The sequence below is a fragment of the Calothrix sp. NIES-3974 genome, assembly GCF_002368395.1.
In the GTDB taxonomy this organism is placed as follows: domain Bacteria; phylum Cyanobacteriota; class Cyanobacteriia; order Cyanobacteriales; family Nostocaceae; genus NIES-3974.
Genome location: NZ_AP018254.1, coordinates 2,529,746 through 2,553,951, shown reverse-complemented (window position 1 = coordinate 2,553,951; position 24,206 = coordinate 2,529,746). Strand labels below are relative to the sequence as shown.

General features: G+C 41.8%; 22 protein-coding genes. 5 read left to right on the top strand and 17 right to left on the bottom strand.

Translation table 11 applies throughout. The features are described 5' to 3' along the window. The first annotated feature begins 2 nt into the window (after positions 1-2). A complete protein-coding gene (locus tag CDC37_RS10115) occupies positions 3-1,610 on the top strand; it encodes an NAD(P)H-hydrate dehydratase (RefSeq protein WP_096621696.1) in 1,608 nt (535 codons plus the stop codon). A gap of 22 nt (positions 1,611-1,632) precedes the next feature. Here CDC37_RS10115 and CDC37_RS10110 read toward each other — a convergent pair whose 3' ends face one another. After that, positions 1,633-2,040, bottom strand: a complete 408-nt coding sequence (locus CDC37_RS10110) for a hypothetical protein (RefSeq protein ID WP_096621694.1) — start codon at positions 2,038-2,040, stop codon at positions 1,633-1,635. Positions 2,041-2,297: 257 nt separating this feature from the next. Beyond that, positions 2,298-3,926 (bottom strand): adenylate/guanylate cyclase domain-containing protein, encoded by a 1,629-nt coding sequence (locus CDC37_RS10100; RefSeq protein ID WP_096621690.1) that lies wholly within the window; start codon positions 3,924-3,926, stop codon positions 2,298-2,300. Between the two features lie 451 nt (positions 3,927-4,377). On the opposite strand from CDC37_RS10100, the gene CDC37_RS10095 reads away from it, so the two are divergent. Then, on the top strand, positions 4,378-5,559 hold the full coding sequence (locus CDC37_RS10095) for a patatin-like phospholipase family protein (protein WP_096621689.1): 1,182 nt from the start codon (positions 4,378-4,380) through the stop codon (positions 5,557-5,559). 292 nt (positions 5,560-5,851) lie between these two features. On the opposite strand, the gene CDC37_RS10090 is transcribed toward CDC37_RS10095, so the two are convergent. Then, entirely contained in the window at positions 5,852-7,102 is a 1,251-nt protein-coding gene (locus CDC37_RS10090; RefSeq protein WP_096621687.1) for a glycosyltransferase family 4 protein, read from the bottom strand. A 591-nt stretch (positions 7,103-7,693) separates the two neighbouring features. Between CDC37_RS10090 and CDC37_RS10085 the strand changes: the two genes are divergently transcribed. Next, positions 7,694-8,425 (top strand): 16S rRNA (uracil(1498)-N(3))-methyltransferase, encoded by a 732-nt coding sequence (locus tag CDC37_RS10085; protein WP_096621686.1) that lies wholly within the window; start codon positions 7,694-7,696, stop codon positions 8,423-8,425. Here CDC37_RS10085 and CDC37_RS10080 read toward each other — a convergent pair. Continuing rightward, the gene (locus CDC37_RS10080) at positions 8,419-10,143 is read right to left on the bottom strand and encodes an ABC transporter ATP-binding protein (RefSeq protein WP_096626071.1); all 1,725 of its coding nucleotides are present in this window, start codon (positions 10,141-10,143) and stop codon (positions 8,419-8,421) included. The genes CDC37_RS10085 and CDC37_RS10080 overlap by 7 nt on opposite strands. 346 nt (positions 10,144-10,489) lie before the next feature. On the opposite strand from CDC37_RS10080, the gene CDC37_RS24185 reads away from it, so the two are divergent. Beyond that, positions 10,490-10,633, top strand: a complete 144-nt coding sequence (locus CDC37_RS24185; protein WP_157780706.1) for a hypothetical protein — start codon at positions 10,490-10,492, stop codon at positions 10,631-10,633. Positions 10,634-10,651: 18 nt separating this feature from the next. Here CDC37_RS24185 and CDC37_RS10075 read toward each other — a convergent pair whose 3' ends face one another. The 3 genes from CDC37_RS10075 to CDC37_RS10065 form a co-directional block, all read right to left on the bottom strand. Next, the gene (locus CDC37_RS10075) at positions 10,652-11,578 is read right to left on the bottom strand and encodes a hypothetical protein (RefSeq protein ID WP_442861072.1); all 927 of its coding nucleotides are present in this window, start codon (positions 11,576-11,578) and stop codon (positions 10,652-10,654) included. A gap of 483 nt (positions 11,579-12,061) precedes the next feature. Next, positions 12,062-14,938 (bottom strand): isoleucine--tRNA ligase, encoded by a 2,877-nt coding sequence (gene ileS / locus CDC37_RS10070; RefSeq protein WP_096621684.1) that lies wholly within the window; start codon positions 14,936-14,938, stop codon positions 12,062-12,064. 193 nt (positions 14,939-15,131) lie between these two features. Continuing rightward, on the bottom strand, positions 15,132-15,713 hold the full coding sequence (locus CDC37_RS10065; protein ID WP_096621683.1) for a Uma2 family endonuclease: 582 nt from the start codon (positions 15,711-15,713) through the stop codon (positions 15,132-15,134). Between the two features lie 393 nt (positions 15,714-16,106). On the opposite strand from CDC37_RS10065, the gene CDC37_RS10060 reads away from it, so the two are divergent. Further along, positions 16,107-16,985: a hypothetical protein gene (locus CDC37_RS10060; RefSeq protein WP_096621681.1), complete on the top strand. Its 879-nt coding sequence runs from the start codon at positions 16,107-16,109 to the stop codon at positions 16,983-16,985. Here CDC37_RS10060 and CDC37_RS10055 read toward each other — a convergent pair. The 10 genes from CDC37_RS10055 to CDC37_RS10005 form a co-directional block, all read right to left on the bottom strand. Next, positions 16,947-17,948: an MvdD family ATP-grasp ribosomal peptide maturase gene (locus CDC37_RS10055; RefSeq protein ID WP_096621680.1), complete on the bottom strand. Its 1,002-nt coding sequence runs from the start codon at positions 17,946-17,948 to the stop codon at positions 16,947-16,949. The genes CDC37_RS10060 and CDC37_RS10055 overlap by 39 nt on opposite strands. Before the next feature lie 3 nt (positions 17,949-17,951). Further along, positions 17,952-18,929 carry an MvdC family ATP-grasp ribosomal peptide maturase gene (locus tag CDC37_RS10050; protein WP_096621678.1) on the bottom strand — a complete coding sequence of 326 codons (978 nt, stop codon included), beginning with the start codon at positions 18,927-18,929 and terminating at the stop codon, positions 17,952-17,954. Positions 18,930-19,261: 332 nt separating this feature from the next. Further along, a complete protein-coding gene (locus CDC37_RS10040) occupies positions 19,262-19,621 on the bottom strand; it encodes a microviridin/marinostatin family tricyclic proteinase inhibitor (RefSeq protein ID WP_096621675.1) in 360 nt (119 codons plus the stop codon). A 406-nt stretch (positions 19,622-20,027) separates the two neighbouring features. Further along, entirely contained in the window at positions 20,028-21,281 is a 1,254-nt protein-coding gene (locus tag CDC37_RS10035) for a nif11-class peptide radical SAM maturase 3 (protein WP_096621674.1), read from the bottom strand. A 328-nt stretch (positions 21,282-21,609) separates the two neighbouring features. Further along, on the bottom strand, positions 21,610-21,936 hold the full coding sequence (locus CDC37_RS10030; protein ID WP_096621672.1) for a hypothetical protein: 327 nt from the start codon (positions 21,934-21,936) through the stop codon (positions 21,610-21,612). Positions 21,937-22,022: 86 nt separating this feature from the next. Then, the gene (locus CDC37_RS10025) at positions 22,023-22,460 is read right to left on the bottom strand and encodes a Nif11-like leader peptide family RiPP precursor (protein ID WP_096621671.1); all 438 of its coding nucleotides are present in this window, start codon (positions 22,458-22,460) and stop codon (positions 22,023-22,025) included. A 29-nt stretch (positions 22,461-22,489) separates the two neighbouring features. Continuing rightward, complete coding sequence (locus CDC37_RS10020) at positions 22,490-22,858, bottom strand: hypothetical protein (protein ID WP_096621669.1); 369 nt, start codon at positions 22,856-22,858, stop codon at positions 22,490-22,492. A gap of 21 nt (positions 22,859-22,879) precedes the next feature. Then, positions 22,880-23,116, bottom strand: a complete 237-nt coding sequence (locus tag CDC37_RS10015) for a hypothetical protein (protein WP_096621668.1) — start codon at positions 23,114-23,116, stop codon at positions 22,880-22,882. A 32-nt stretch (positions 23,117-23,148) separates the two neighbouring features. Continuing rightward, complete coding sequence (locus tag CDC37_RS10010; RefSeq protein WP_096621666.1) at positions 23,149-23,499, bottom strand: hypothetical protein; 351 nt, start codon at positions 23,497-23,499, stop codon at positions 23,149-23,151. A gap of 318 nt (positions 23,500-23,817) precedes the next feature. Further along, entirely contained in the window at positions 23,818-24,081 is a 264-nt protein-coding gene (locus CDC37_RS10005) for a hypothetical protein (RefSeq protein WP_157780705.1), read from the bottom strand. Positions 24,082-24,206 lie beyond the last annotated feature (125 nt).

Below are 24,206 nucleotides of genomic sequence, written 5' to 3'. Positions count from 1 at the left end.
ATATGCTAGATCCAAGTATTTCCAGCAGTAAACCAGTGGTAGGATGGAACATAGCTAGTCCCACAAATCCGAGCGATCGCACTTCCCTAATTCCCTCCATAGTTGTCACCGCTTCACAAATGCGTGACATTGAAGGACGTATTTTTGCTGCGGGTATGCCAGTTGCGGCTTTAATGGAAAAGGTCGCTGGTAGGATTTTTTCTGTTATCCAAGCCTTAATCCCCTCACTATGGACTGATTCACAGCCAAGTATCGGTATCCTCATCGGTCCAGGTCATAACGGTGGAGATGCTTTAGTTGTGGCGAGGGAATTATATTTAGCTGGATACTGCATCAAGGTTTATTGTCCGTTTACCAAGCTGAAAGAATTAACGGCACAACATTACCAGTATTTACAAAGTTTAGGTGTTACCATTGCTGACCAGGTAGAGATTCTGGGTGATTGCCAAATCCTGATTGATGGACTGTTTGGATTTGGTCTAGAACGACCCCTAGAAGGGGCGATCGCCAACTCCATCAATACCATTAATACCTGGTCACAACCCGTCATTAGTATTGATCTCCCCTCCGGTTTACATACGGACACCGGTGCTGTTTTAGGTACAGCTATTCGCGCTACCCATACCCTCTGTCTCGGTCTGTGGAAACGGGGATTATTGACAGAATCAGCCTTAGATTATGTCGGTACTGCCCAGTTAATCGATTTTGATATCCCCATTGCCGATATCAATGCAGTTATCCCCAATACCCCGGCGATTCGCCGAATTACCAAAAATCTGGCACTATCAGGATTACCCCTACCCCGAAAACTAAACACATATAAATATAAAGAAGGACATCTATTACTCATCTGTGGTTCGCGTAACTACGGAGGTGCTGCCATCCTTACCGGATTGAGTGCCCGTGCTAGTGGGGTGGGAATGCTGTCGATTGCCGTTCCCCACTCCCTCAAACCGATTTTATTGGGACAATTACCCGATGCTTTAATTATCGATTGCCCAGAAACTGCCACCGGAGCCATTGACCACCTACCCGACACAATCAACCTGGACAAATATAATGCGATCGCCTGTGGTCCGGGATTAACTGTGTTTGCTAAATCCGTTGTGGAAACTGTGCTAAATACAACTAAGCCTTTACTCCTGGATGCGGACGGTCTCAATATCTTAGCGGAATTAGGGGCAAAAGAGCGGTTACAAACAAGACAAGCTGCGACCGTAATTACACCCCATGCGGGCGAATTTGGACGACTATTCCCCCACATTAACATTAACGATAACATACAAGCAGCCCAGATGGCCGCCAGCAGTAGCCAAGCCATCGTTTTACTGAAGGGAGCTAGAACCGTGATTAGTCATCCCCAGGGTGACACATGGATATTACCCCACAGCACACCCGCCCTTGCCAGGGGAGGTAGCGGAGACGTGCTAACAGGCTTAATGGCAGGATTAATCACCCAAGGGATGATGCATGGGCGACCCCTGATTCAAGCCGTGGCTACAGCAACCTGGTGGCACTCCCAAGGGGGGATAATTGCCAGCCAAGAGCGGAGTGAATTAGGGGTGGATGCACGGACGTTGTGTGATTATTTATTGAGGGTTGTGGCATGAGGTTATCCGATTCGCTTCCCATTTACTGATGCAGCAAGCGAGAGATTTCGATATGCATCAGAGCGATCGCAGGTTCCCGTTGAATGGCATAATCGTAACGTTGTTCGAGGATTGTGCCTTCTTGATTGGGTTGCAGTAGCGATCGCGCCTGTTCTAATAAGCTATGTATTTGGGCTTCTGCGATGGGTTCTTTGGAATACAAAACCTCATCAACCTGGACAATGTATTGGGAAATCGGGTGGAGCCAATTAAACCACTCATCCCCAATCACTAACTGTAGAAACTCAGAACTATTACGAATTTTGCCGTGTACAATTTCATACTCAATCTTTTCAAAATCCAGTAAAGCCTTATGCAGACGTAGTATAGTTCGACGTACATCCCTTAAAAGCTGAAGGGTAGAATCAATCGAAGGATTAGTAGAGGACATGGGAAAAGATGATGTATGAACAAAGGATACAGAATACAGGATACAGGAGACAGAATGCAGGAGACAAGTGAACAGAACCTGCTAAAATCCCAAAACCTCAAATCGCAATTCTCAAAAAGTAGAGGTATAACCATAATACATCTCTACTGTCAACTGAAAGGAAAGGCACGTAGTAGCACTTTAGCACCCGATCATCAAACTTTTTCCAAGCTACTACCACAACTACTACAAACCCCCATAACTTATGTGGTGGAGTATTATAGTGACTCAAAGGAGTTAATCCGGGTTTGATACACCTTTACCAACCGATTAATCCCCTTAAATCGATACAACCCCATTTCCGAAAAATCAGCAGGATTTTTTAACATTTTATAGGTGACTTCACTGACCACACATTCCCCTGGGGGACAAATGCTTTCTAAACGGGATGCCAAATTAATAGTTGTTCCTAAAGCTGTATACTCAAACCGTTGAGAACTACCAACATCACCAACAACTGCCTTCCCACTATTAATAGCTATTCTTAATTGTAAAGGTTCTTGCCAGAAATGATCAGCATTTAACTGCGCCAGACGATTCAACATCCCCTGAGCTGCGGCTACAGCACGTTCTGGGTGGTCACTTTGGGGTTCAGGTGCGCCAAAAAATGCCATAATGCAGTCACCAATATACTTATCTAGAGTACCACCATAGGCAAAAATTTCTTGTAACATTTCCTCAAACAATTTATTTAACATTTCGGCAATTTGAGTGGGTGTTAGCCGTTCCGAAATCGCTGTAAATCCCACGATATCGGCAAATAAAATACTAATTTCGCTTTCCGTGGGTGTGAGTCTACCGTCACCTAATGCACCAACTTCGATTAGTTGTTGAACAACCGCAGGGGAGTGGTAGCGTTCGAGACGTTGACGAATAATTTCTTCACTCTTGAGTTTTTCTGCGAGTAACCAGCGTTGCACACTAGAAGCGACAATATTTGCTAAAGCCGAAAAAAAGCTTAATTCTTCTTCCCCTGCTTCATCCCAATGGTAAGAAGAAAGGTGGGCATCCGCATATAGTACCCCCACCACTTTACTTTCGTCCCATAAAGGAACAGCCATCGCGCTACGGATATCATTTGCCACAATACTGTGTTCCGTGGCAAAACGTTCATCCTTTTGAGCATCAGCGATTTGGATGGCGACTTTTTCTTCAAACACCTTTTCACAGATACTGTGACTAATCCAAGTGTCATCTGCACTCAAATGATGGTTTTGGGAGCGGGTTCGCGCAGCAGCATTCACTAATTCGGGGGTTCCTTTCCCATTGAGATCGATTAATAAGGCTAACCGATCAATACTTTGCAAGTAACGGAAAACTACCTGCTGAACTTGATGGAAAATCTCTTCAATAGAAGTTGCTGCGGAAAGGTTTTTGGCAATATCAACTAAATCCTTTAATCTGGCAATGGTTTTATCTTTATTTTTATCATTATTTTGCTCCCCAGGGTTTTCCGGTTGCAGCCATCGCTGTTTCAGTTGTTGGACATTACGGAGAATCGTCCGTTGTTCCAAGTTTGCAGACAGGGAACCGGATATTTCAGGGGCTTTTTTCCGTAAAATAGCCTCCAAACAAGCATTTCCCAACCATAATATGTCCCCATCCTGGAGAATTTGCGGTTTAGTTACTAATCTATCATTTAAAACCGTACCATTTTTGCTGCCTAAATCTTCTAGTAACCATTCTTCGTTCGGTGTTTTAAGCAACCTTGCATGGTAGCGAGAAACACCCCCAAATGGTAGACAGAGGTCGCATTCTGGTAAACGACCGATCATGAATATATCTTGTTTCACCTCTACGGTGTTTTCAGTATTGCCCTGTTGAATACGCAATGTAAGTTCAGTCATGACCGCAAGTCAACCATCCTGCAAGCACAAGGTATTAAGATCCAAGTGTTTTTTTACTTTTGATTAACACCGTTACACTTTCTTTATGGCATCCTTAATCGCATTCCGGCAATAATGTCATCAAAAAAACATACAATCGCTTCCTGGATTTCTCACAAGTAAGTAATAAGCCTTAAGTAACGGATTGATTTTCCTTCTACTGACTACTCACTACTCCCTACTCCCTGTGAGTTTTAGGGTTTTGTGAGAAATGCGGATCTTGACTCATGGGATTTGGGATGGTAAGTATTTCTGTCTGACAAAGATGGTAATATGTGGTTTTGGTCAGTTCTACTGCGATGACTGAATTTTGATTGTATCAGCTACAGCTTGCCAAGACTTAACAAAGGCTTAGTATGGTAACGTAAGAAAATGTATAAAATATATTTATTAGAGAGTATAGTCATTCACCATGCCGTTTCGGATTTTAAGTTTAGATGGCGGAGGAGTAAGGGGAATCATTGCTGCGATTATGTTAGCGGCAATTGAAAAGCAAATAAATCAACCTTTAAATAAATATTTTGATTTAATTGCTGGAACTTCTACAGGTTCGTTGTTAGCTGCGGCCATTGCTACCGGACGTAGCAGCCAAGAAATGATTGATTTATACAGAAACGAAGGACTACGTATTTTCCCCTATCAAAGTCGTTGGACATGGCAAAGGTTTCCGTTACTTTTTAAGCATGGCATCTCTGCACCCAAATTTTCCCAACAAGGTCTTGTTCAAGTATTACAAGAAACCTTTGGAGACACAAAATTCTTTGGAATTAATTCACCCCGACTGATAATTATTTCTTATGATACAATCGAACGGGAAGTGATTGTGTTTAAAAGTTGGCGACAAGACCAAGCTTTTGGAGATATTCCCCTGTGGGAAGCTTGTTTATGTTCGGCATCTGCACCGACCTATTTTCCAGCCCATCGCTTAGAAAAATACGTTCTGGGTATGGTTAAGGGTGGATCAAGGGAAACGCTCAATCTCGATGATAATGCATCATCCAAGGAACAGGTTTATCAGAATCGAAAAATTGAGATTATCAGTGGGAAAGGAGCGGGTCAGGTACGAACAATTATAAGTTATCGAGGATATCACCGAGAAGCGCAAATTTTGCCCCAATGGGAAGAGATACCTGACGAAACATCAGCCTACAAAATTACCACCATATGTTCAGCTATAGATGGGGGTGTGGCTGCAAATAACCCCTCCAGTTGTGCGGTAGCTGAAGCCTTACGGTTAGGATACAATGCCAACGATATTTTTATGCTGTCTTTGGGAACAGGTGATCGCACACGGATTATTTCCCACGAAGAGGCTTATAATTGGGGTCTAATTCAGTGGGCACAGCCTTTAATTGGTGTATTATTTGATGGCTCATCTAATGTTTATGAATATATCTCTAGACAAATTCTCAGTAAGAAAGTTTTAAGATTGCAATTTAAGCTGGATCGAGATTTAACAGGGAAAAAACTGAGTGATGATTTAGATAATGCTACCCGTGAAAATCTAGATAATTTGATGGAAGCGACCTATGCTTATTTAGAACAACCGAAGGTTAAATCGGCTATTCAAGATTTTTTACATTTGAGTGGGTAGAAATTGAGAGGATGTTTTAAAAGTCGATTTTAATACTTAATAAGCTCGTTTTTTGGGAGTAGGGAGAAGGGAATCGGGAGTAGTTTATAAGCGTAGGTTGGGTTACGCTGTAGACATCAAATTAAGAGCAATATTATTCACCTTCTCTACCTAACCACACAATAAACATGTGTGGAATAATATATATTTAGGCGTAATATATTCTGATGTGGGGAGACGTAATATATTACGTCTCTACTGTTTTCAAATTGCTATCGAATTCAAAATCCAAAATCCAAAATCCAAAATCGTCCTACTTTCCTTTGCTTTCCGCTAAAATTTCATACAGCTTATCTTCAAACTTCTGGGAGCAAACATTCCAGTCAAACTCCAAAATTAACTCACGGGCTTTTTGGGACATTTGTGTCTGTAAAACTGGATTATTGAGGATAGTGGCGATTTTTTGGGCAAAATCCTGGGGTTGGTCAGCATCAGCGAGAAAACCATTTATCCCATCTTCCACCTGTTCCGCAGTTGAAGGTGCATAGGCTGCAACTACGGGTGTTCCTGATGCTAAAGCTTCATTATTTGCAGTACAGAAATTTTCTGTCACTGAGGGATTAACAAATACATCGGCTCGAGCATACCATCCCAACAATTCTGTACCGTGGGATTCGCCCCAAACTGTGATGCCATCGGCAAAGGTTTGAGCACGACGACGAATTTCCCCATCTAATGGTCCAGTACCAATAATTACTAAATGGACATTGGGTACAAGTTTTGCCACGTAAGGGTAAATGTCGATTAACTTGGTGACATTTTTTTCTGCTGTAATTCTGCCCACGAACAACATTGTCGGTCGATCATCGTGGGGAATCGGATTATAACGAATATTATCAGGTTGAAAGCGATCGCAATCAACTCCTTGGTAGGGTAGATATTCGCTGGGGTAGGAACCAAGCGCTCGATAACGGGTTAATTGTTCACGGGATGAGAAAAAATTGTAATCATAAACTTGGCTTAATTGTCTGGTAGACCAAGGGATAATTGGTTTAATTAAGTTGTAAATAAAGCTTCCCAAATAATAGCGAATATAGGCTACAATATCCGTATGGAATAGGGTAATAATAGGAGTTCCCGTCAAGCGTCCATACTCAACTCCCACGGGTTTACCATACCCTTGTAAAAACATCGAATAGCATCCTCGTAATTGGGGTGCTTCTTCCACCACGACAATATCCGGTCGGAATTTTTGTAATTGTTCTGTATCACTCCAGTGGCGATAATTTAATGGTTGGGGAAGGGAACGATAGAAAATTAATGGTTGGGTGGGAAATGCATAGGAGGAAAAATTCGGGTATAATTTAGCTTCTTCAATTCCTGGCATTGGTCGTTTTCCCACATGCGCTGGATAATGTTGATTGAATTCTGGATGGATGAGAAAGACCTCATGTCCTTGTTTGAGGAGCCAACAAACTCGTTGATGTACAGCTACAGATACACCGGTTAAATAGGGTGCATATAAACTAGTAATAATTGCAATTCGCAGGGGTTGTTTAGTCATAATTCCATGCCGATAATTGGAGTGAAAAAGGCAAATTTAACCCTGGGAGATTTGGATAATTTTTAATTCTTAATTTGTAGTAAACGCTACGCGGGAAGCAAGCTACGTAATTCCTAATTTGTGATAATATGGCAAGGCTGCGCCTATGTAATTTATAATTATGAATTAGGTTGAATAGATAATATAGGGATTAGGAGAGAGACGCGATATATCGCGTCTGTACGGGAGTGAGGCTGTGAGCCGAATGCTCGGTTATGTTGCGATTTTATGTTTAATTGCACCTACCTATTTATGATAATCTGAAGCTCCATAAATATTGTGATTTAAGCACTCGTTGACAAGGAATCAGGTGTTTGGAATTACTTCCTGATGTCGCAATGGTGGTGTTTAGGTCGTCCTTGCGTAAGTCCTGAAATATTTAAAATGAACCTTACAAGCTTACTTACTGTTAAAAGCTAATAACTAATAGTCAACTGCTTGAAGTATAATCACATCATAACTAAAACAGCTAAGTAAAAAGCATCTTTTGCCACAGTTTGATTAAAAATCTTCCAAATTCTCTCCTAGCACTTTTTTTGTGCAAAAACTATCATGTTTCGACAGCAGCGCATAGCCATTTCTCCCTCTCAAATTAGCAATCACCAAATCCATCTCACCCGTGAACAATACCATTACCTAATACGAGTATTACGATTAACAGATGGAGACGAAGTAATCGCCATTGATGGTGTCGGTAATTGGTGGTTAGCAAATTTAAAGGGAGAAAACGCCAATATAACCCAACAATTAACCGTTGATACAGAACTTCCAGCCACCATAATATTATTAACAGCCCTACCCAAAGGTAACGGCTTCGATGATATCGTCCGTATTTGTACAGAACTAGGAGTAGCTAAAATCGTCCCCATATTGAGCGATCGCACTCTTTTAAACCCTAGTCCCCAAAAACGAGAACGTTGGCAACGCATAGCCCAGGAAGCTGCTGAACAATCGGAAAGAGCCTATATTCCCACAATTTATCAACCTGTCGATTTCGCAACCGGATTAAATTTATTCCCCAGCACCCACCAGTATATTTGCGAAGGACGAGGTAACTATCCTCACCTACTAACAAAAATATCCCCAAGCAACGACCTACCCCATCCGACAATTATCATCGCCACAGGACCAGAAGGAGGATGGAGCGACAAGGAACTCGAATTAGCGATCGCCTCCAATTTTCAACCCGTATCCTTGGGAAAGCGCATCCTCAGAGCCATCAGCGCACCAATTGCGGCTGTATCAATGGTCACGGGGTATTGGGAAAGTTGTGGGAATTACTGAAACTGTTGAGCATAAAATCCGGCATAGCGACGCTGTAAACTCAATAACTCATCATGGGTTCCCGATTCCACGATTTGTCCTTTTTCTAGAACCAAAATGCGATCGCATTTACGCACTGTAGACAGACGATGGGCAATGACAAACACCGTTCTACCTTCCATGACTCGTTCGAGGGCTTCCTGTACTAAGGCTTCTGACTCGGAATCGAGGGCTGATGTGGCTTCATCTAGTATGAGTATGCGCGGATTTAGGAGGACAGCGCGGGCGATCGCAATGCGTTGTCTTTGTCCCCCGGACAGGTTTACGCCCCTTTCCCCCACAATTGTATAATAGCCATCGGGTAGGTTGCAAATAAATTCGTGGGCATTAGCAATTTTGGCTGCCGATTCCACCGCAACCATATCAAAAGTTTCTTGACCAAAGGCAATATTTTGAGCGATAGTTCCAGAAAACATCGTTGTTTCTTGGGGAACAATACCGATTTGTTTCCGCAAACTGTTGAGGGTGACATCGCGAATATTCACATCATCGATCAGGATTTCTCCTACTTGGGGGTCGTAAAAACGTGGCAGTAAATTCACAAAAGTTGTTTTCCCCGCACCGGAACTACCAACTAAAGCAATCACCTCTCCCGGATAGGCAAGTAAACTAATATTATTAATTACGGGTTCACCGGGTTTATAGCCAAAAGTCACCCGACGGTACTCAACTTTACCATTGACTACAGGTAAGGCGATCGCATTTAGTTTTTCCTCCACCGCCGGTTGAATTGCTAATAATTCAAATACTCGATCTACAGAAGCTTCTGCTTCCTTAAATAAATTATAATTAACAGTAATATGTCCCACCGGGTCAATTAATAGAGCTGCTCCTGACAGATAACTAAAAAATTTTCCTACCGTTAGATTACCTGCCGAAATTTGCCAAGCAGCAAAAAAAAGTAATAGTAAAAAACTCAAAGCCTGTAAAAATCCTATAATCGGAATTTGAATCGCTTTTAACCGTTCCGTCAAATATTTAGCCTGCATTGCCCGTTCTGATTCTCGACTGAATCGAGCAATTTCATAGGCTTCTGCGGCAAAGGCTTGGACAATTCTAATCCCGGCAAAAATTTCCGTTAAAATTGCCGATAAATCTGATACTTGATTTTGGCTTCGTCGTGCATACTTTTGTAATCTTTCGCCAAACCAAGCAATTAAAACCAACATCACCGGGACAATAATTAAAGTTGCCAAAGTTAACTGCCAACTCAAATAAACCATATAAATTGGTATGACAATTAACTGTAAAGCACAGGGAATAAAATCGTGCAATAACTTATGCACAGCCTCCCCAACTCGATCCACATCCTCCGTCACCCGGTAAGATAAATCACCAGCCTTCGCCGTTTCAAAATAGCTTAAATTCAAGCGTTGCAAATGGGCATAGACTCGCTTACGGAGATTAAAAGCTACCCGTAAAGCCGCCTTTGCCATGTAAATATCCTGTACCGACTGGAAAAAACCCCGGATAAGAAACACCAATCCCAAAATACCAGCCAACTGTGCGATCGCAACTACATTACCACTCCCAAAAGGCGCTGACAATTGTTGCACCAAATACATCAGTGTTAAAGTCGCCAATACATACCCAATAATCCCTGTCAACCCCTTGATAATATTTGCCCACTGGGGGCGGATATAGGGTAAAAGTTGTTTATAATTAGATTCAAGTTTAATTGAGATACTCTTCAAGCGACCACATCCCCACACACAGTTTCGGTTTAATCTGTCTTTATCTTAAGACGCTACCAGATTTGGGTAGTTTCTCACAGATTAGGAGGAGACATCAAGGATTGGTAAATTTTGTTTGTTTACCTACTCTCTTACTATTGTAAAAGTATTGATTTTGGTACATCTACCGTAATTAAATCTTCATCCTGAGATACAAGATAAGGGAGCATCCCACTTTTTTTTAGTACGTCATTGCGATCGCAACGAAGTGGAGTGTACGCGAAGCGTTCTCGAAGAGTAGCGAGCGTAACAAAATATTATCACCCTGGGTGGATTGAATGGGGAAACGGAAATGAGTATCAAAAAAACCTGCGCGATCGCGGACTGCTTGATTATTTTGTTTTTCCGTTTATTGGTGTGGGTTTGGTCACTCTGGGTATCACTGGTTTTGTTGCGTGGAAAAATCACCGACCTCGCCAGCTATCATGAATTATAATACCAAAAAATTGCCTACCTATTGCCGATGGGACAGCCAAAAAACAGCATTTTTGACATAGGCTTGAATATCCTGAAGAGCTTGGGGATTTTCAGTCATACCCTTTCCTGGAGGTTCATCGACGAAACTGGGACAACCTTGGCTAATATCCCAATTGTAATCAACAAAATGGTGAAAACTAGAATTTGCGATCGCACGTCCGAGGTGATTCCCTTGTGCATCTTGGTAGCTTTCTTGAGCAACAATTAAATTAAATTCTCGCTGAGTAACAATACTTTTACTTGTCGCGACCACCCTAGCATGGGGATTAGTTTTGGGGATACCGATTCCTCCTTCGTGGGGGTGAGCAGGGAAAAATTCGATTTTTCCGGATGGGGAATTAGGATTTTTCATCAGTGGGTGTAGAGGTTCAGTAGCACTGATTTTTTGATAATCGCCGTTTGCTCCAGAATGGTAATTGGGATAATTAATATAGGTTGTGTAGGGGTCATCGCGAGTTAAGCGAGAAGTATCCGGGTCAGGATTTTGGGTATGAAAATAATGGGTATCACCGATATCAATAATGCCACACATCGAACAACCCATATCCTGATGGTCACGGGTGGATAAAATTCCCCCACCCCGACGGCGAAATTGATTAATTCCTGCTATATCCTGGGGACTTAAACCGTCACCAACATCTAATGCAAATAACCACAATTGGTCAAAATCCGACTGATCTAAGGAACTTAAAATCGGGTCATTCCCATCCATATCGGTAATGCGATCGCGTCCTACAACTTGGCATAATTGTTTACCATTATCATCAGTTAGAGAACTTAAATAATCCCGCAATAATGAGAATCTAGCGATACTCCAATCATCTGCGGTGGTGGGAATAGTTGTTTGTAACAGAATATTAATTGTCATCGGAGTTTTGAGATTATCACCGGGAGAAAATTTCATTTTACCTGAGAGAGTCATGTTTTGAAGAGAGAGAGTTGAGAGTATTTTTAATGCACCGAAGTATCACTAGTATTTCCATGTGTTACAATAATTGTGAAATTTATTAAGATATGATAATCCTGTATTTTTTTTTAATATGTATTGAAGCGCGGAATGTGGCATACTAGGAATTGCGATCGCATCAATTAATTTATCATCAACCAGTTTTTTTTGCTAACTGTTAACTATTAACTGGTCAATGATTTATCGTTCTAAATGTGACCATGCTCTACACAGTCACGTAGTGACCAGGACTACCGCCTTCAATGGCGACGCAAAAGTCGTGCAGCGTCCGTTCCCACAACATCTTTGTCAACGAAATTGAACTCACATTAAAAGAAGGTTAAATCCCTTTCATCTCATTTTTCTGGAGGGAAGTTCAGACTAAAAATCCCTCTTCCTGGGGAAGAGGGACTGAAAAGCTAAAATCAGTAGTAAAAAGTATTAAAATTTACCAGCAATGGCATCGACACAGCGTTCACATAGTAGCGGGTCATCACTGGATTCACCGACGTGGGTGGAATAATTCCAACAGCGATCGCATTTTTTCCCTTCTGCATCGACGACACCGATTCCCCAGTTTTCACATAATAGGTTGTACTTTAAGCTTTTGAGTTGGTCGGTGGAATCTACGAGTTCAACTTGGGAGGTAATAAATACATAGCGTAACTCATCAACTCCATTGTGATTGGTTTCCATTGTTTGCAACTGCTGACCTAGTTTCCCGTCGGCTATGTGCAACAATACTTTAGCTTCTAGGGAAGACCCAATACTTTTATCAACCCGTGCTTGTTCCAAAACTTTGTTGACATCGTTGCGTATATCCCGGATTTTTTCCCAAAAAGTGGCGATTTCTGGGTTTTTCCACTGGTAATCGAGGTTCACCCAACCTGCTTGGAATACTGATTTGTGGGATGGGGGGTAGGGTAAAAACTGCCAAATGTCTTCTGCTAGGTGACATAATACGGGTGCGATCGCCCGTGTTAGGTTTTCTAGGGCATAATAGAGGATGGTTTGACAGCTGCGTCGTCGCCAACCTTTGGGGGTGCTGATATATAATCTGTCTTTGGCGATGTCGATGTAGAAGTTGGATAGATCAACGACACAGAAGTTTTGCACGGTTTGGAAAAAGCGGAAGAATTGAAAACTTTCAAATGCGTCGGTGACTTCCTCAAATACTTCTGTCATCCGGTGCAACATGTATTGATCAACTGCGGGTAGTTGTTCGTAGGGAACCAGGTCTTTTTCGGGGTCGAAATCGTGTAAATTACCTAATAACACCCGTGCCGTGTTGCGGATTTTACCACGAATCTCGGTGAGTTGTTTGAGGATATTTTTCCCGATGCGTTGATCAGAAGTATAATCGACCGAGGATACCCATAACCGCAGAATATCCGCTCCGTAGGCTGGATTTTCCTTTTGGTTTTTACCGCCTTTGATGATTTCGTCTGGGTCAATCACATTACCCAGGGATTTGCTCATTTTGAAGCCTTTTTCATCCAGGGTAAACCCGTGGGTAAGTACGGTTTTATACGGGGCGCAGTTATTGACGGCGACGCTGGTTAGCAAACTGGATTGGAACCAACCCCGATGTTGGTCGGAACCCTCTAGATAAATATCTACGGGATATTTGGCTAATTCCTGACGTTGTTTGACCACCGCAGCCCAGGAGGAACCGGAATCAAACCACACGTCCATTGTATCAAAACCTCTGCGATACTTGCGACCATTATGACGGTAGGTTTCCGGCAATAATTCCTCCACCGACATTTCCCACCACGCATCAGAACCTTTTTGGGCGAAGATATCACGAATATGGCTGATGGTTTCCTCGGTCATCAGGGGTTCGTTGGTTTCTTCGTCGTAGAAGACGGGGATGGGTACACCCCAACTGCGTTGACGGGAAATACACCAATCAGAACGTTCTGCAACCATCGGTCTAATCCGGTTTTCTCCCTGTGCAGGTATCCATTTTACTTGGGAAATGGCTGCTAGGGCTTGTTCGCGGAATCCTTGCACCGATGCAAACCATTGTTCTGTTGCACGGAATATGGTGGGTTTTTTGGTGCGCCAATCGTAGGGATATTTGTGTTCATAGGGTTCCTGCTTTAATAATACCCTTGCTTGGGCGATCGCATCTATTACGGCTTTGTTTCCATCCCCTAACACGTTTAACCCCGCAAATTGACCTGCTTCTTCCGTAAAGTTACCTGCATCGTCAACTGGAACTAATATGGGTAATCCGTATTTTTGTCCGGTGATGTAGTCTTCTTGACCATGACCAGGGGCTGTATGAACCAATCCCGTCCCTGATTCAGTGGTAATATAATCACCACCTATCACAATTTCACTTTCCCGGTCGTAGAGGGGATGGCGGTAACGGGAATGTTCTAAATTTTGCCCTTTAGTTGTGGCTTTAACGGTAAGATTCACACCCAAGGTTGCCGCAAGTTTTTCCACTAAATCGGTGGCAACAATTAAATACTTGAATTTAACTGTTTCCAAAGGTGTATCTAATTCCACCACACTGTAATTTAATTGGGAATTCACAGCTACTGCTAAATTTGCGGGTAAAGTCCAGGGTGTGGTTGTCCAAATTGCCACACCTAAATCTGGTAAATATTCTGACCATGCAGATTTTACCCCCTCAGCTAAAGCTACCACCTCAAAAGCTGCGTATACACTCTGGGAAATATGTCCTTCGGGATATTCCAACTCGGCTTCTGCTAGAGCGGTTCGGGAACTTGGACTCCAGTTAACTGGTTTTAAACCGCGATAGATGTATCCTTTTAAAAACATCTGTCCAAAGACATCGATTTGTGCGGCTTCGTATTCCGGTGTCATGGTTAGGTAGGGATGTTCCCAATCTCCCCACACACCATAACTCTTAAAGCTTTGACGCTGCTGTTCTAAGGCTTCCAGGGCAAATTCTTGGGCTTTGCGTCGCAACTGTACAGGGGTCAACTGTTGACGTTCTGCCGATTTCATCGCTTGCAGAACCTTTAACTCGATGGGCAATCCATGACAATCCCAACCTGGTACGTAGCGAACCTTCCGACCCCGCAGTAATTGATAGCGATTAATGATATCTTTGAGGATTTTATTTAGTGCATGACCAATGTGTAGCGAACCATTGGCATAGGGTGGCCCATCATGGAGTATAAATATTTCGCCGGGGTTATTTTGAGACAGATGGGCGTATATTTGATTCTCTTCCCAAAACTTCTGTATTTCTGGCTCCCGCTTGACTGCGTTAGCCCGCATATCGAATTTCGTTTGGGGTAAATTTACGGTATCTTTGTAACTTTTAGCTTCTGTCACAGTACTGATTGTTGATTAAAATATAGGGCTAGGTTTTCACTATTATCGTTGAGAAGTTGAAGTGTGGGAAATATGGAAATAAAAATAATCGACGAGATAATGATAATCATCATGATGTTTATTGGTTTAAACCTACAGTGTAATATTAATGTAGCACAAAATGGGCATTTTATCGCCTAGATGGAGAATGGAATTAATCCGCGATCGCCGACTCAAACTCAATACCGCGATAAATTTCCGTCAATGGCAATTCAACTTTGACCGACTCCAGGCAAATAGACTGCTCTAAACGGTTAAAATCAGTCAATAACCAGCCTTGAGCTTGCTTGCTGTAGTGTTCGACAAAAGGTTCATCCTGTTCCACGAGGAGATATTCCCGAAAACAGGGAATTGACCTATATATGCGAAATTTAGCTTGTCGATCATAATCTGCGGTGGAAGGAGATAGCACCTCAACAATCACAACCGGATTCAAAACCTCATCGTTACGATGTTCATTTAACTGCGGTTCACCCTCAAAAATCATCACATCCGGGTATACTCCTCGACGATATTCTGGAATCCACAACCGCAAATCGCTGTTAATTGCTTCAAATTGGCTATCTCGCAGCACGTAATCAAGATAGGTCAAAATATTCCTACCAATACGGCTGTGTTTTAGAGTTCCTCCTGGCATAGGTACAATTTCTCCATCTCGATACTCCCTCCGTCCTTCAGCTTTCTCTTCGATGGTGCGATATTCATCCAGGCTATAGCGACGCTGGGTGGAAATCATAGGTCGTAACCGCTTAGATCAACAATACTATTTTGTCATAGATTATGCTCTCTCAATTGTTTGTCTAGTTGACACTTCCCATGAGTTTCAGCGACGAAGATTCTTTCACGGGTTTAGTTAGAATTACTCGGCGATATTGTTTACAGTACAAGTTTATGCTGACTAACAAGATGAAAAAGCGGGGATTTTGAATTAAAGCTCCAGCTATTGCCAATCTTTAGCGTTGTCCTCCCGATAATTTCATCTTGCGATCGCTTTTTTAAGTTTTATCCATTGCTTTATCTATCAATCGCCTTTTTTATGTATGAATTTTATAGAATCTTCCCCGTAAATTTACATATAAATATTCATTTTCACCTATGATTTATTTGATTAGTAGTATTACGCACTGATATGCTTAGATTCGCAAAACACGGTCTTATCGTACTTACGTCCTTTGTAGCAGGTTCCATATTCGCAATCTTACCTAGTCGTGCTGCTACTATCGCCCTATCTGAAGGACAACTATCGTTTACCAACTTTAGTCAAAGTCCAGTAAGTACTTTTACGGATGCTCAAACCCAGGCTATCTCCATTTTCAGAGGTGGGAGTGTATTCACAGAAGCTGATGCGATCGCATTTTTTAATGTCTTCCCACCATTTGCACTCAATACGACCTCGACATTGGCAACAGGTAGTAATCAAAATTATTTGGGGATAGCAGAAAGTTTTGCGCAGGTAATTAGTAATCTTAACATTGAAGCTGATACTATTTTCTCATTTGATTTCGTGGCTAATTTATCTCTATTCGTAGGAATCGAAAGGCCAATAACTGAAAATGCTAATGCGAGGGCTGATATTTTCTTTGTCTTACTAGATATTACTAATGAAAAAGCAAACGTTTTAGAAACATTTATATTGGCAGGAAATTTAAGCACTCAAAACAATAATAATTTTATCCTCACCAGCTTCAATGACAATTCATCTCTAGAGATATTAGAGCCTATCAATCAACAAAAATTACTGACGGCAACAGCAAGTGGTTCAGTTGAAAGATATTTTGGCAATTCGACAACACTCAGTCTAATTGGCATCAACAGAAATCGAGCCGCAGTTGCTGTCCCTGAACCCTCTAATTATCTCACGTCTTTGTTTATTTTTGGTTTTATCCTGTTGGCACTAAAAAGAAAACAAGCAAAACATGCTGTCAAATTTATGTTAGAAAAACAACCTAAATTTACTCAATCCAACTCCCTATTTATCTCCAGAATTACTAACAGATTGCGCCAGTAATAAATCCGCGATCGCCTCAGAAATGGGAAAATGGGGTGGACAACATTCCAGCCAGAAAAACTCACCAACGGGGTTAACTTCCAAAAATACATGTCGTCCATCTGGTGTCAGAATAATATCAATAGCTCCATAATTTAAACCAAAATAAGCTAACAATTCCAACAGTTTTTTTTCCACATCTGGGGGCAAATTATACTCTTCCCAAGAGTTAATTAAAGCCAATCCTTGTTTGCGCCAATCATGTTTTGCCAACTGCGAACGCTGGGAATCTACAGCAGCAGTAAATACCCGCTTACCCACAATAATGGTCCTCAATTCCAACTGCTTCGGAACTTTTTCTTGAAACGTCATCGGACAGAAACGTAAACCATCCAGATGTTCCAAATCATCTGCTGTAACGGGATTGGTAAAAACTACCTGTTCCTCCCCCTTTTCATTATAAATTGCAAAAGCAGAAAGCATCTTCGTAATCATCCCTTCCTGACATTCGTGAGCAAATTCCTGCACAGCCAAAGGATTATTTGTAATCAAAGTCCGTGGTATATCTAAACCAATTTCCCGCGTTACTTGTAACTGTAATTGCTTATTATCAGCCAAACGAATATGAGATAACCGATCAAAATGAAATCCCCTGATACTAGCAATCATCCCAGCAATCGTCGCACGAGACTCCCCAACCGCAGCATTACGCATCTGCGATTCCATCGTCTGGGGAATTCTCCCACCAGTAGCAATACGTCGATACCAAACCGAAGACACAGAACTTAAATCTAATTGCTGTTCATCAATCGTCAGAATTTGCCGCTCCTCTCCCTGGCTATAATAAACATCCAAATACACCTGGGTGGGAAACCTGTCCGTATCAAAACGAAATGCCTTTCCTCCTCGATTAGCGATCGCAGCCATTACCAAAGCAATACTCTCATTATCCTGGCTATGAGTAATTATTAACACATTCCCCACTGACTATACCCCCAACAATGCTCGTGCGATCGCCTCAGAAATAGGATAACCCAAATCACGTTCCAACATCCCCCATTCCCCCGTCGGATTGACTTCTAAAAACACATATTCCCCTGAAGGTGTTTGAATCAAGTCAAATGCACCAAAAATCAATCCAAAACTTGCCATGAATATTTGTAAACGATGAGCAATTTCAGCAGGTAGCTCATGGGATTGCCATAATAGATTAAGATCATGCAATTGCCGCCAATCAGCTGTAGAATCTGCATATAGCGACGCATCTAAAGCCCCCACAAACAACTTACCATTCACAAACACCACCCGCAGTTCTCGCAACTTGGGAATTTGCTCTTGAAATACCATCGGACTGTAGCAAAGAGACCCAACATCCGACAAATCTTCCTCTTTCACAGCATTTGTATACAAGAAAAAACCAGAACCTTGCATACTTTGGGATAAAGGTGTCAGTAACTTAGCCACCATTCTCCCCCCCACCACCCGAAAAAACTCCCTCACCTCCTCCCCATTATTGGTAACAAGAGTTCGCGGAATCCTCAAACCAATCTCTTGCGCAACCCTTAACTGACGCAACTTATTTTCCGCAGCACCAATTCGTTGCAAATTATCCACCCACCAAGCTTCCCTCAAACCATCCCACAACCCCTCCAACGTAGCTAAAGACTCCCTCACACAAGCAGCTTGAAACCGTGGAACCAAATCCTTACTCAACTCAGGAGACCAAATACGACGCATCCACACAGACCGTACCTGCTCAGTCCTAATCGAATTTTCACCATAGATAATTCTAGAACCACCACCATTACCCACGTGCAAATCTAATCGCACCACACCAGGAAACTTATCAGTGTCCAGACGAAAGGGTTGCGCTCCCAACTTCACAAGATTTTCAGCCACCCGATCTACGGTAAAAAAATCACCACTATGAGTGATTAATAAAACGACTTCCCCCGAAAGATTCATATTAAACCACAATTAAAAATTTAGACAGTAGAAAACTTGTTTATCAACTTTATCAACCAGAGAATTTTTTTGTAACACAGAAATAAACTGCACCAAAAACGAAAAAATATTACAGAATCAAAGCATAAATTTCCATCACTAACAATATCAAACCATACTTTGCCCAAACCAGTGAGAAATCTAAAAAATCAGAGAACTCCAAAGGAACTATGAATAGAATATTGATGATTTCAAACTTTTTAAAACTTATCCAAAAAATAAAAACAAGTTTGTAGTCAGAACAAAAGCCCTCACTACAAACCACTCCAAACACAGATATTCCATCAATACAATTAATCAACAACTTTCACATCATCATCACCATCTGATGGATACTTTTGCGTCACCGCAACATGCTCATCATTATCCGATGGATACTTTTTCGTCACAGATACAGGCTCATATAAATCCGTAATCTTGCTAGTCACACTACCCCCATCTTCCCTATCAGAAGGAAATTTTAGCGTGACAGCAATACCACCATCAAAACCCTCCGAAGGATGCTTCCGCGTCGGTGGATAGGCATATCTTATACCACCCTGCACTTCATCCATCTCCTCTTCAGACAAATCCTCACAAAATTGAGCTTCCAAATAGCGAGCAAAAAAAGGTAAAGCCTGGGAATTTTGTTCTGATTGATATTCCTTAGACATGTATTTCTCCTAATTACAAATGCATCTAATAAACCCTTAAATGCTTATTTGAAATTTTCCAAATAATCTAAATTCTTTAAGCGTAGCAGCTTGCCGTAGGCTATTACAAATTACGTAGCTTGCTTCCCGCGTAGCGGGTATTACGTACGCGAAGCGTTGCCGCAGGCTATTACAAATTACGAATTACGAATTAGTAAAATCCAAAACCTGTTTAGCCTTTAACAGCACCTTCAAATAAGTTATTTGACTCTTCCAAGCAGAACGAGGTAATAAGGGAAGATTTTCAGAATTCTCCTGTAAATTATCACTAAATTGCGTTTTAATTGAAGACAAAACTCTAGTCTCTGCCATAATTTATTCATCCCCAAAAATTAATCAAAGAATGAAATCCAAATTACTCAAACAATCAACGGTGAGCCACTTCCAATCTATCTTGCCAACTCTCAGACCACTGGACACTATCTGCACGAAAATGCAAAACATCATCTTCTGGCCAAGGAGCATCAATTGGCTCAACAATTAACTCAAATTCACCATTATCAAAAGGCAACCCCCCCGCCTTCACCTTCGGTACAACCCGTTCCCGCAAACCACGTTTTGCTTGAACAAGGGCACGATGATGACAGTATGGATTATTACCCCTCCTATCAAAGAAAACATGGGCAGTCCAACTACAACCACCCCGACACAATTCGGCATATTCACAGGTTTGACAAAAACCCCACAGGTGCTGCACCCCCTCCGGTGTCCCCGCACCCAAATTCATGCGCAACTCCGAGGAATTTGCAATAATGTCATGCAAAGAGCGATCGCGAATATTACCACCCGTATAGGCAGTTGTCGGTAATGAAGGACAACCCTTAATCGCCCCATCAGCTTCGATTCCCAAGGTCGAAAGTCCAGCACCACAACCTTGCCAAAATGAGAATTCATGCTCCTTACCCCGTCCCCGTAACAGCCTTTCATAGGGACCATAGTAGCCAATGTTATTTCCCGCTTGCACCTGCACACCTTCTTGATATGCACGACTGACAACACGAGCCAACATGGGGTAAATATCAAGCAATTCATAGGGTTGGAGAAGGATATCTGCGTTGTCAGCAGCATTCCCCATCGGTACCGTTAACTGAATCTGCCAAGCACGAGCACCTGCATCACGTATACACTCATAAATACGTGGAAACTCCGGTGCTGAAAGGCGATTAATCTGAGTATTACAACCAAAAGCAATACCAACTTCCCGCAGATGGCTCATGGTTTTAAAAGCATACTTCCAAGCACCCTTTCTCCCCCGCAAACGGTCGTGAGTTTCCTCCAAACCATCAATGGAAACAGAAACAGTACGAATCCCCGCCAATTTCATTTTCTGTGCAGTCTCTAGGGTAATTCCATAACCACCAGTAGTCATTCCACACAGCATCCCTGCGTCAGTTATCGCCCTTGCTATCTCCAACCAATCCGGACGCAAGAATGCTTCTCCACCAATGAGGGTGACTTCCTTTATCCCCACTTCCGCCAATTGTCGAACCAAATCAAGGGCTTCTTCGGTGGAAAGTTCCTTTGTACGTGCATTACCAGCGCGAGAACCACAATGGCTACATGCCAAGTTACATTTTAACGTGATTTCCCACACTGCATAGCTTTTGCGATAGTATGTCATCGGTTTTCTTTGCCTCCGTTTTCAGAAAGGTCTAGGAGGTGACAATTAAATCGATAATTAAGTAAAACTCACATAACTACTTGATCTGCTGTTGACTGTTGACAGTTAACCGTCATCTACCAAAGGAGATTTTGGTCGCAAAAATTACAAATAAATAGGTATGTAAGGCTGAAAAACCTGGCACTTGTAATTTTTTGAGTCTTGTGAAAGATAGTTGGGTTAAAACTATTCCCTGTACAGACACGACATGTCGCGTCTCTCCCTGTTCCCTACCTTCACAAAAAGACTTTCTCGAAAAGACTTTCTCGGCCTAATTAGGTCTATTGTTCTATGGCTTAGGTAAGTCAACTGCAACTACTACACCAAACGATTTAGAGCTGTCAGGAGTAGTACGAGTATTGCTAACTACAATATCACCAGCACCTGCAACTGTAACTTCTGTGCTAGTCACCTCCCCTTCAGCCCTAGCAAATCCTATACCCCTAGCAACAGAAACACCACTTGGTAACAATCTAGCCTGGGTATTTGCCTTTGTTAGAGTTGCAGTCGATTTTCCTAAAGCAACAGCTTCCGCATTGACCATCACACCAGCAGAACCCAAAATTAATTGACATTCGGAAACATCCTCTAGATAGGACAAATCATTTACCAGCATAAGTACCTCTTGCCTGTTCCCTTACCTAAATGTGTAATTAATTTTGCATAACTACTTCATGACCAACTCAGAAGCATTGAACAAGGCTAGTGCAATTCATCTGGAACCACTACACCGTAGAGCGCTTGAACAGGTGGATCAATCACTATCCCATACATTGGTTGTGGTTGGGGATAGGGAAATGGTTTGGGTTTGGGAGTTGGTTGGGGATGTCCTTTCGGAAACCAAGGATGCCAGTACGGAGGTCGAATCAACCTTTTATCAGTGGGTTCTGCAATCGTTAATCCACCAACAGCCCCTAGTAGTTCCTCTTCACTCAAGTCACTAAATTCACCTAACTCTTTCAATTCAAGTATTTTGATTGCAGCATTCTCAAATTCTTCCTGGGAAAAATTATAGCCGTTATCTTCAAACAACTTTCTAACTTCTTCAATTTTTTCACTCATTAATTGAGTGCGAAAGGCTTCATCTTTGACCAATCTAACGAGAAGCTCTTTCACTTTTTCCAGAATTGCTAACGACATAATTGTAATACCTCATCCTCTTCTTTTTATTAATCAGTTGTTTGTGTGTTTGTGACGCTAAAAGAAACCGAGCGAGCATTACTAGATAAAGAATTATTACTTTTAACTGCACTAGAGTTGCCAAAATCAAAAGATACAGCACTGCTGTTGCCACTAACTGCCTTTGCTTTGGCTGCTGCATTTGCAAAACCAAAATTCTTCCCAGTTGTGACTTTAGTTTGAGTCCCTAATGCTACATAATCACCACTAGCCAATGCAGCAGCACCAGCACCAGCAAAACCAGGTTCAGCCTTTGTGATGACTTCTGTGATAGCAACAGGGACACTCCCTCCCACAAGAGTCACGTCAGTCACATCATCTATGTAATTCAGTTCACCTATGATTAAACTGTGCTTCACATATCCTCTCCAAATAACAAACTATTTACAGGAAATAGAGCTAAAGCCAGATGTTGAGGTAGAGCCAGATGTTGAGGAGCTATTAGAACTAATATGAGTACTAGAATGGGCACCAGATGTCAAATTTATTGCAATGTTTTGACTGACATCACTTTGTTGATTTTCAGAATCAGATGTTGTCACCACGCTTTTTACCTGGGCAACGATTTTACCATCAGGTGAGACTATACGTTTTATCAAAACTTGATAACGAGCCATGTTTCACAATGGAGTATAGATTAGTTAGCTATTTAGTATGCAACACTAGAAGATGTAACATTTACAAATAAAGACTCCCCGGTTTTATCGCCTTCCAGCAATACTAAAGCACGAGACTTGCGATTACCTTGACTACTTAATACTTCATATCCAATTCCACCTGTTTGAGGATTTTTTAGCTTATTCACAACAGATGTTTCGTCAGAAGAAACCGTCTTTATGTCGTAGCTGCTCAAATCAGGAGGAACAGGATTTTTAATTTGCTCTAGTAAGGACAAGGACCGAGGAAATCCCGCAAGATGTAAGCCTCCCCCTATATTTCCAACACTATTTTGTGCAATCGGTTCTAAAAAACTCAGATCAGTTATCTCTAATATATTCATAGTCACACCTCATTCTACCCCTTAAAAAAAACTAATTGATTGATTGGACTAAGTTTATCTGGTACAAAGTAAGTCAGCATGAAAAAAGTCACGTCTCCAACTAGTTAAACAAAGTATAAATCGGAAGCGAATGCACTAGTAGTCTTTAAAGTTAAAGTCAACTTTGCTAGGTTACTATTCCTTACTTATACCTTTGCGTGAGCTTTCACCCCTCATGGATCAGGTTAAAAGACCACTAGACATCTCATGCAAATACAAAATTCTGAGCATCCGTTTACTGTCAGATATTTAGGCTGATTTTAGTGACTGAACTTAACTCTACGCAGAAGCGTAAGCAGATGAAGAAGCACTGGCAACAACAACACCGCCACTCGAAGCTGCAATTACTTTCACAATACTGCTAGCTGATGAATAACCAGGATAAGCCACCGTTTGATTATTCAAACTAGAACTAGTGTAGGTTGAATTACCGAAAGCCAATGCCTGAAAATTAGAAATTGCCAAAGCCTTCCTACCACCATTCAGATGTACAGCAGGCATTTCAGATATATGCTCCAGATAATCTATATCGGCAATTATCATAGTTTACTCACATTATTTACTCTACTTGCAAAATTAGGTTGGAAAAGCCCTCTATTACGAATACAAAGAATTTTTGAGGGCTTTTTGAAAAAGCTCTTAGATGACCGCTAGCAAGTTCATCTTTT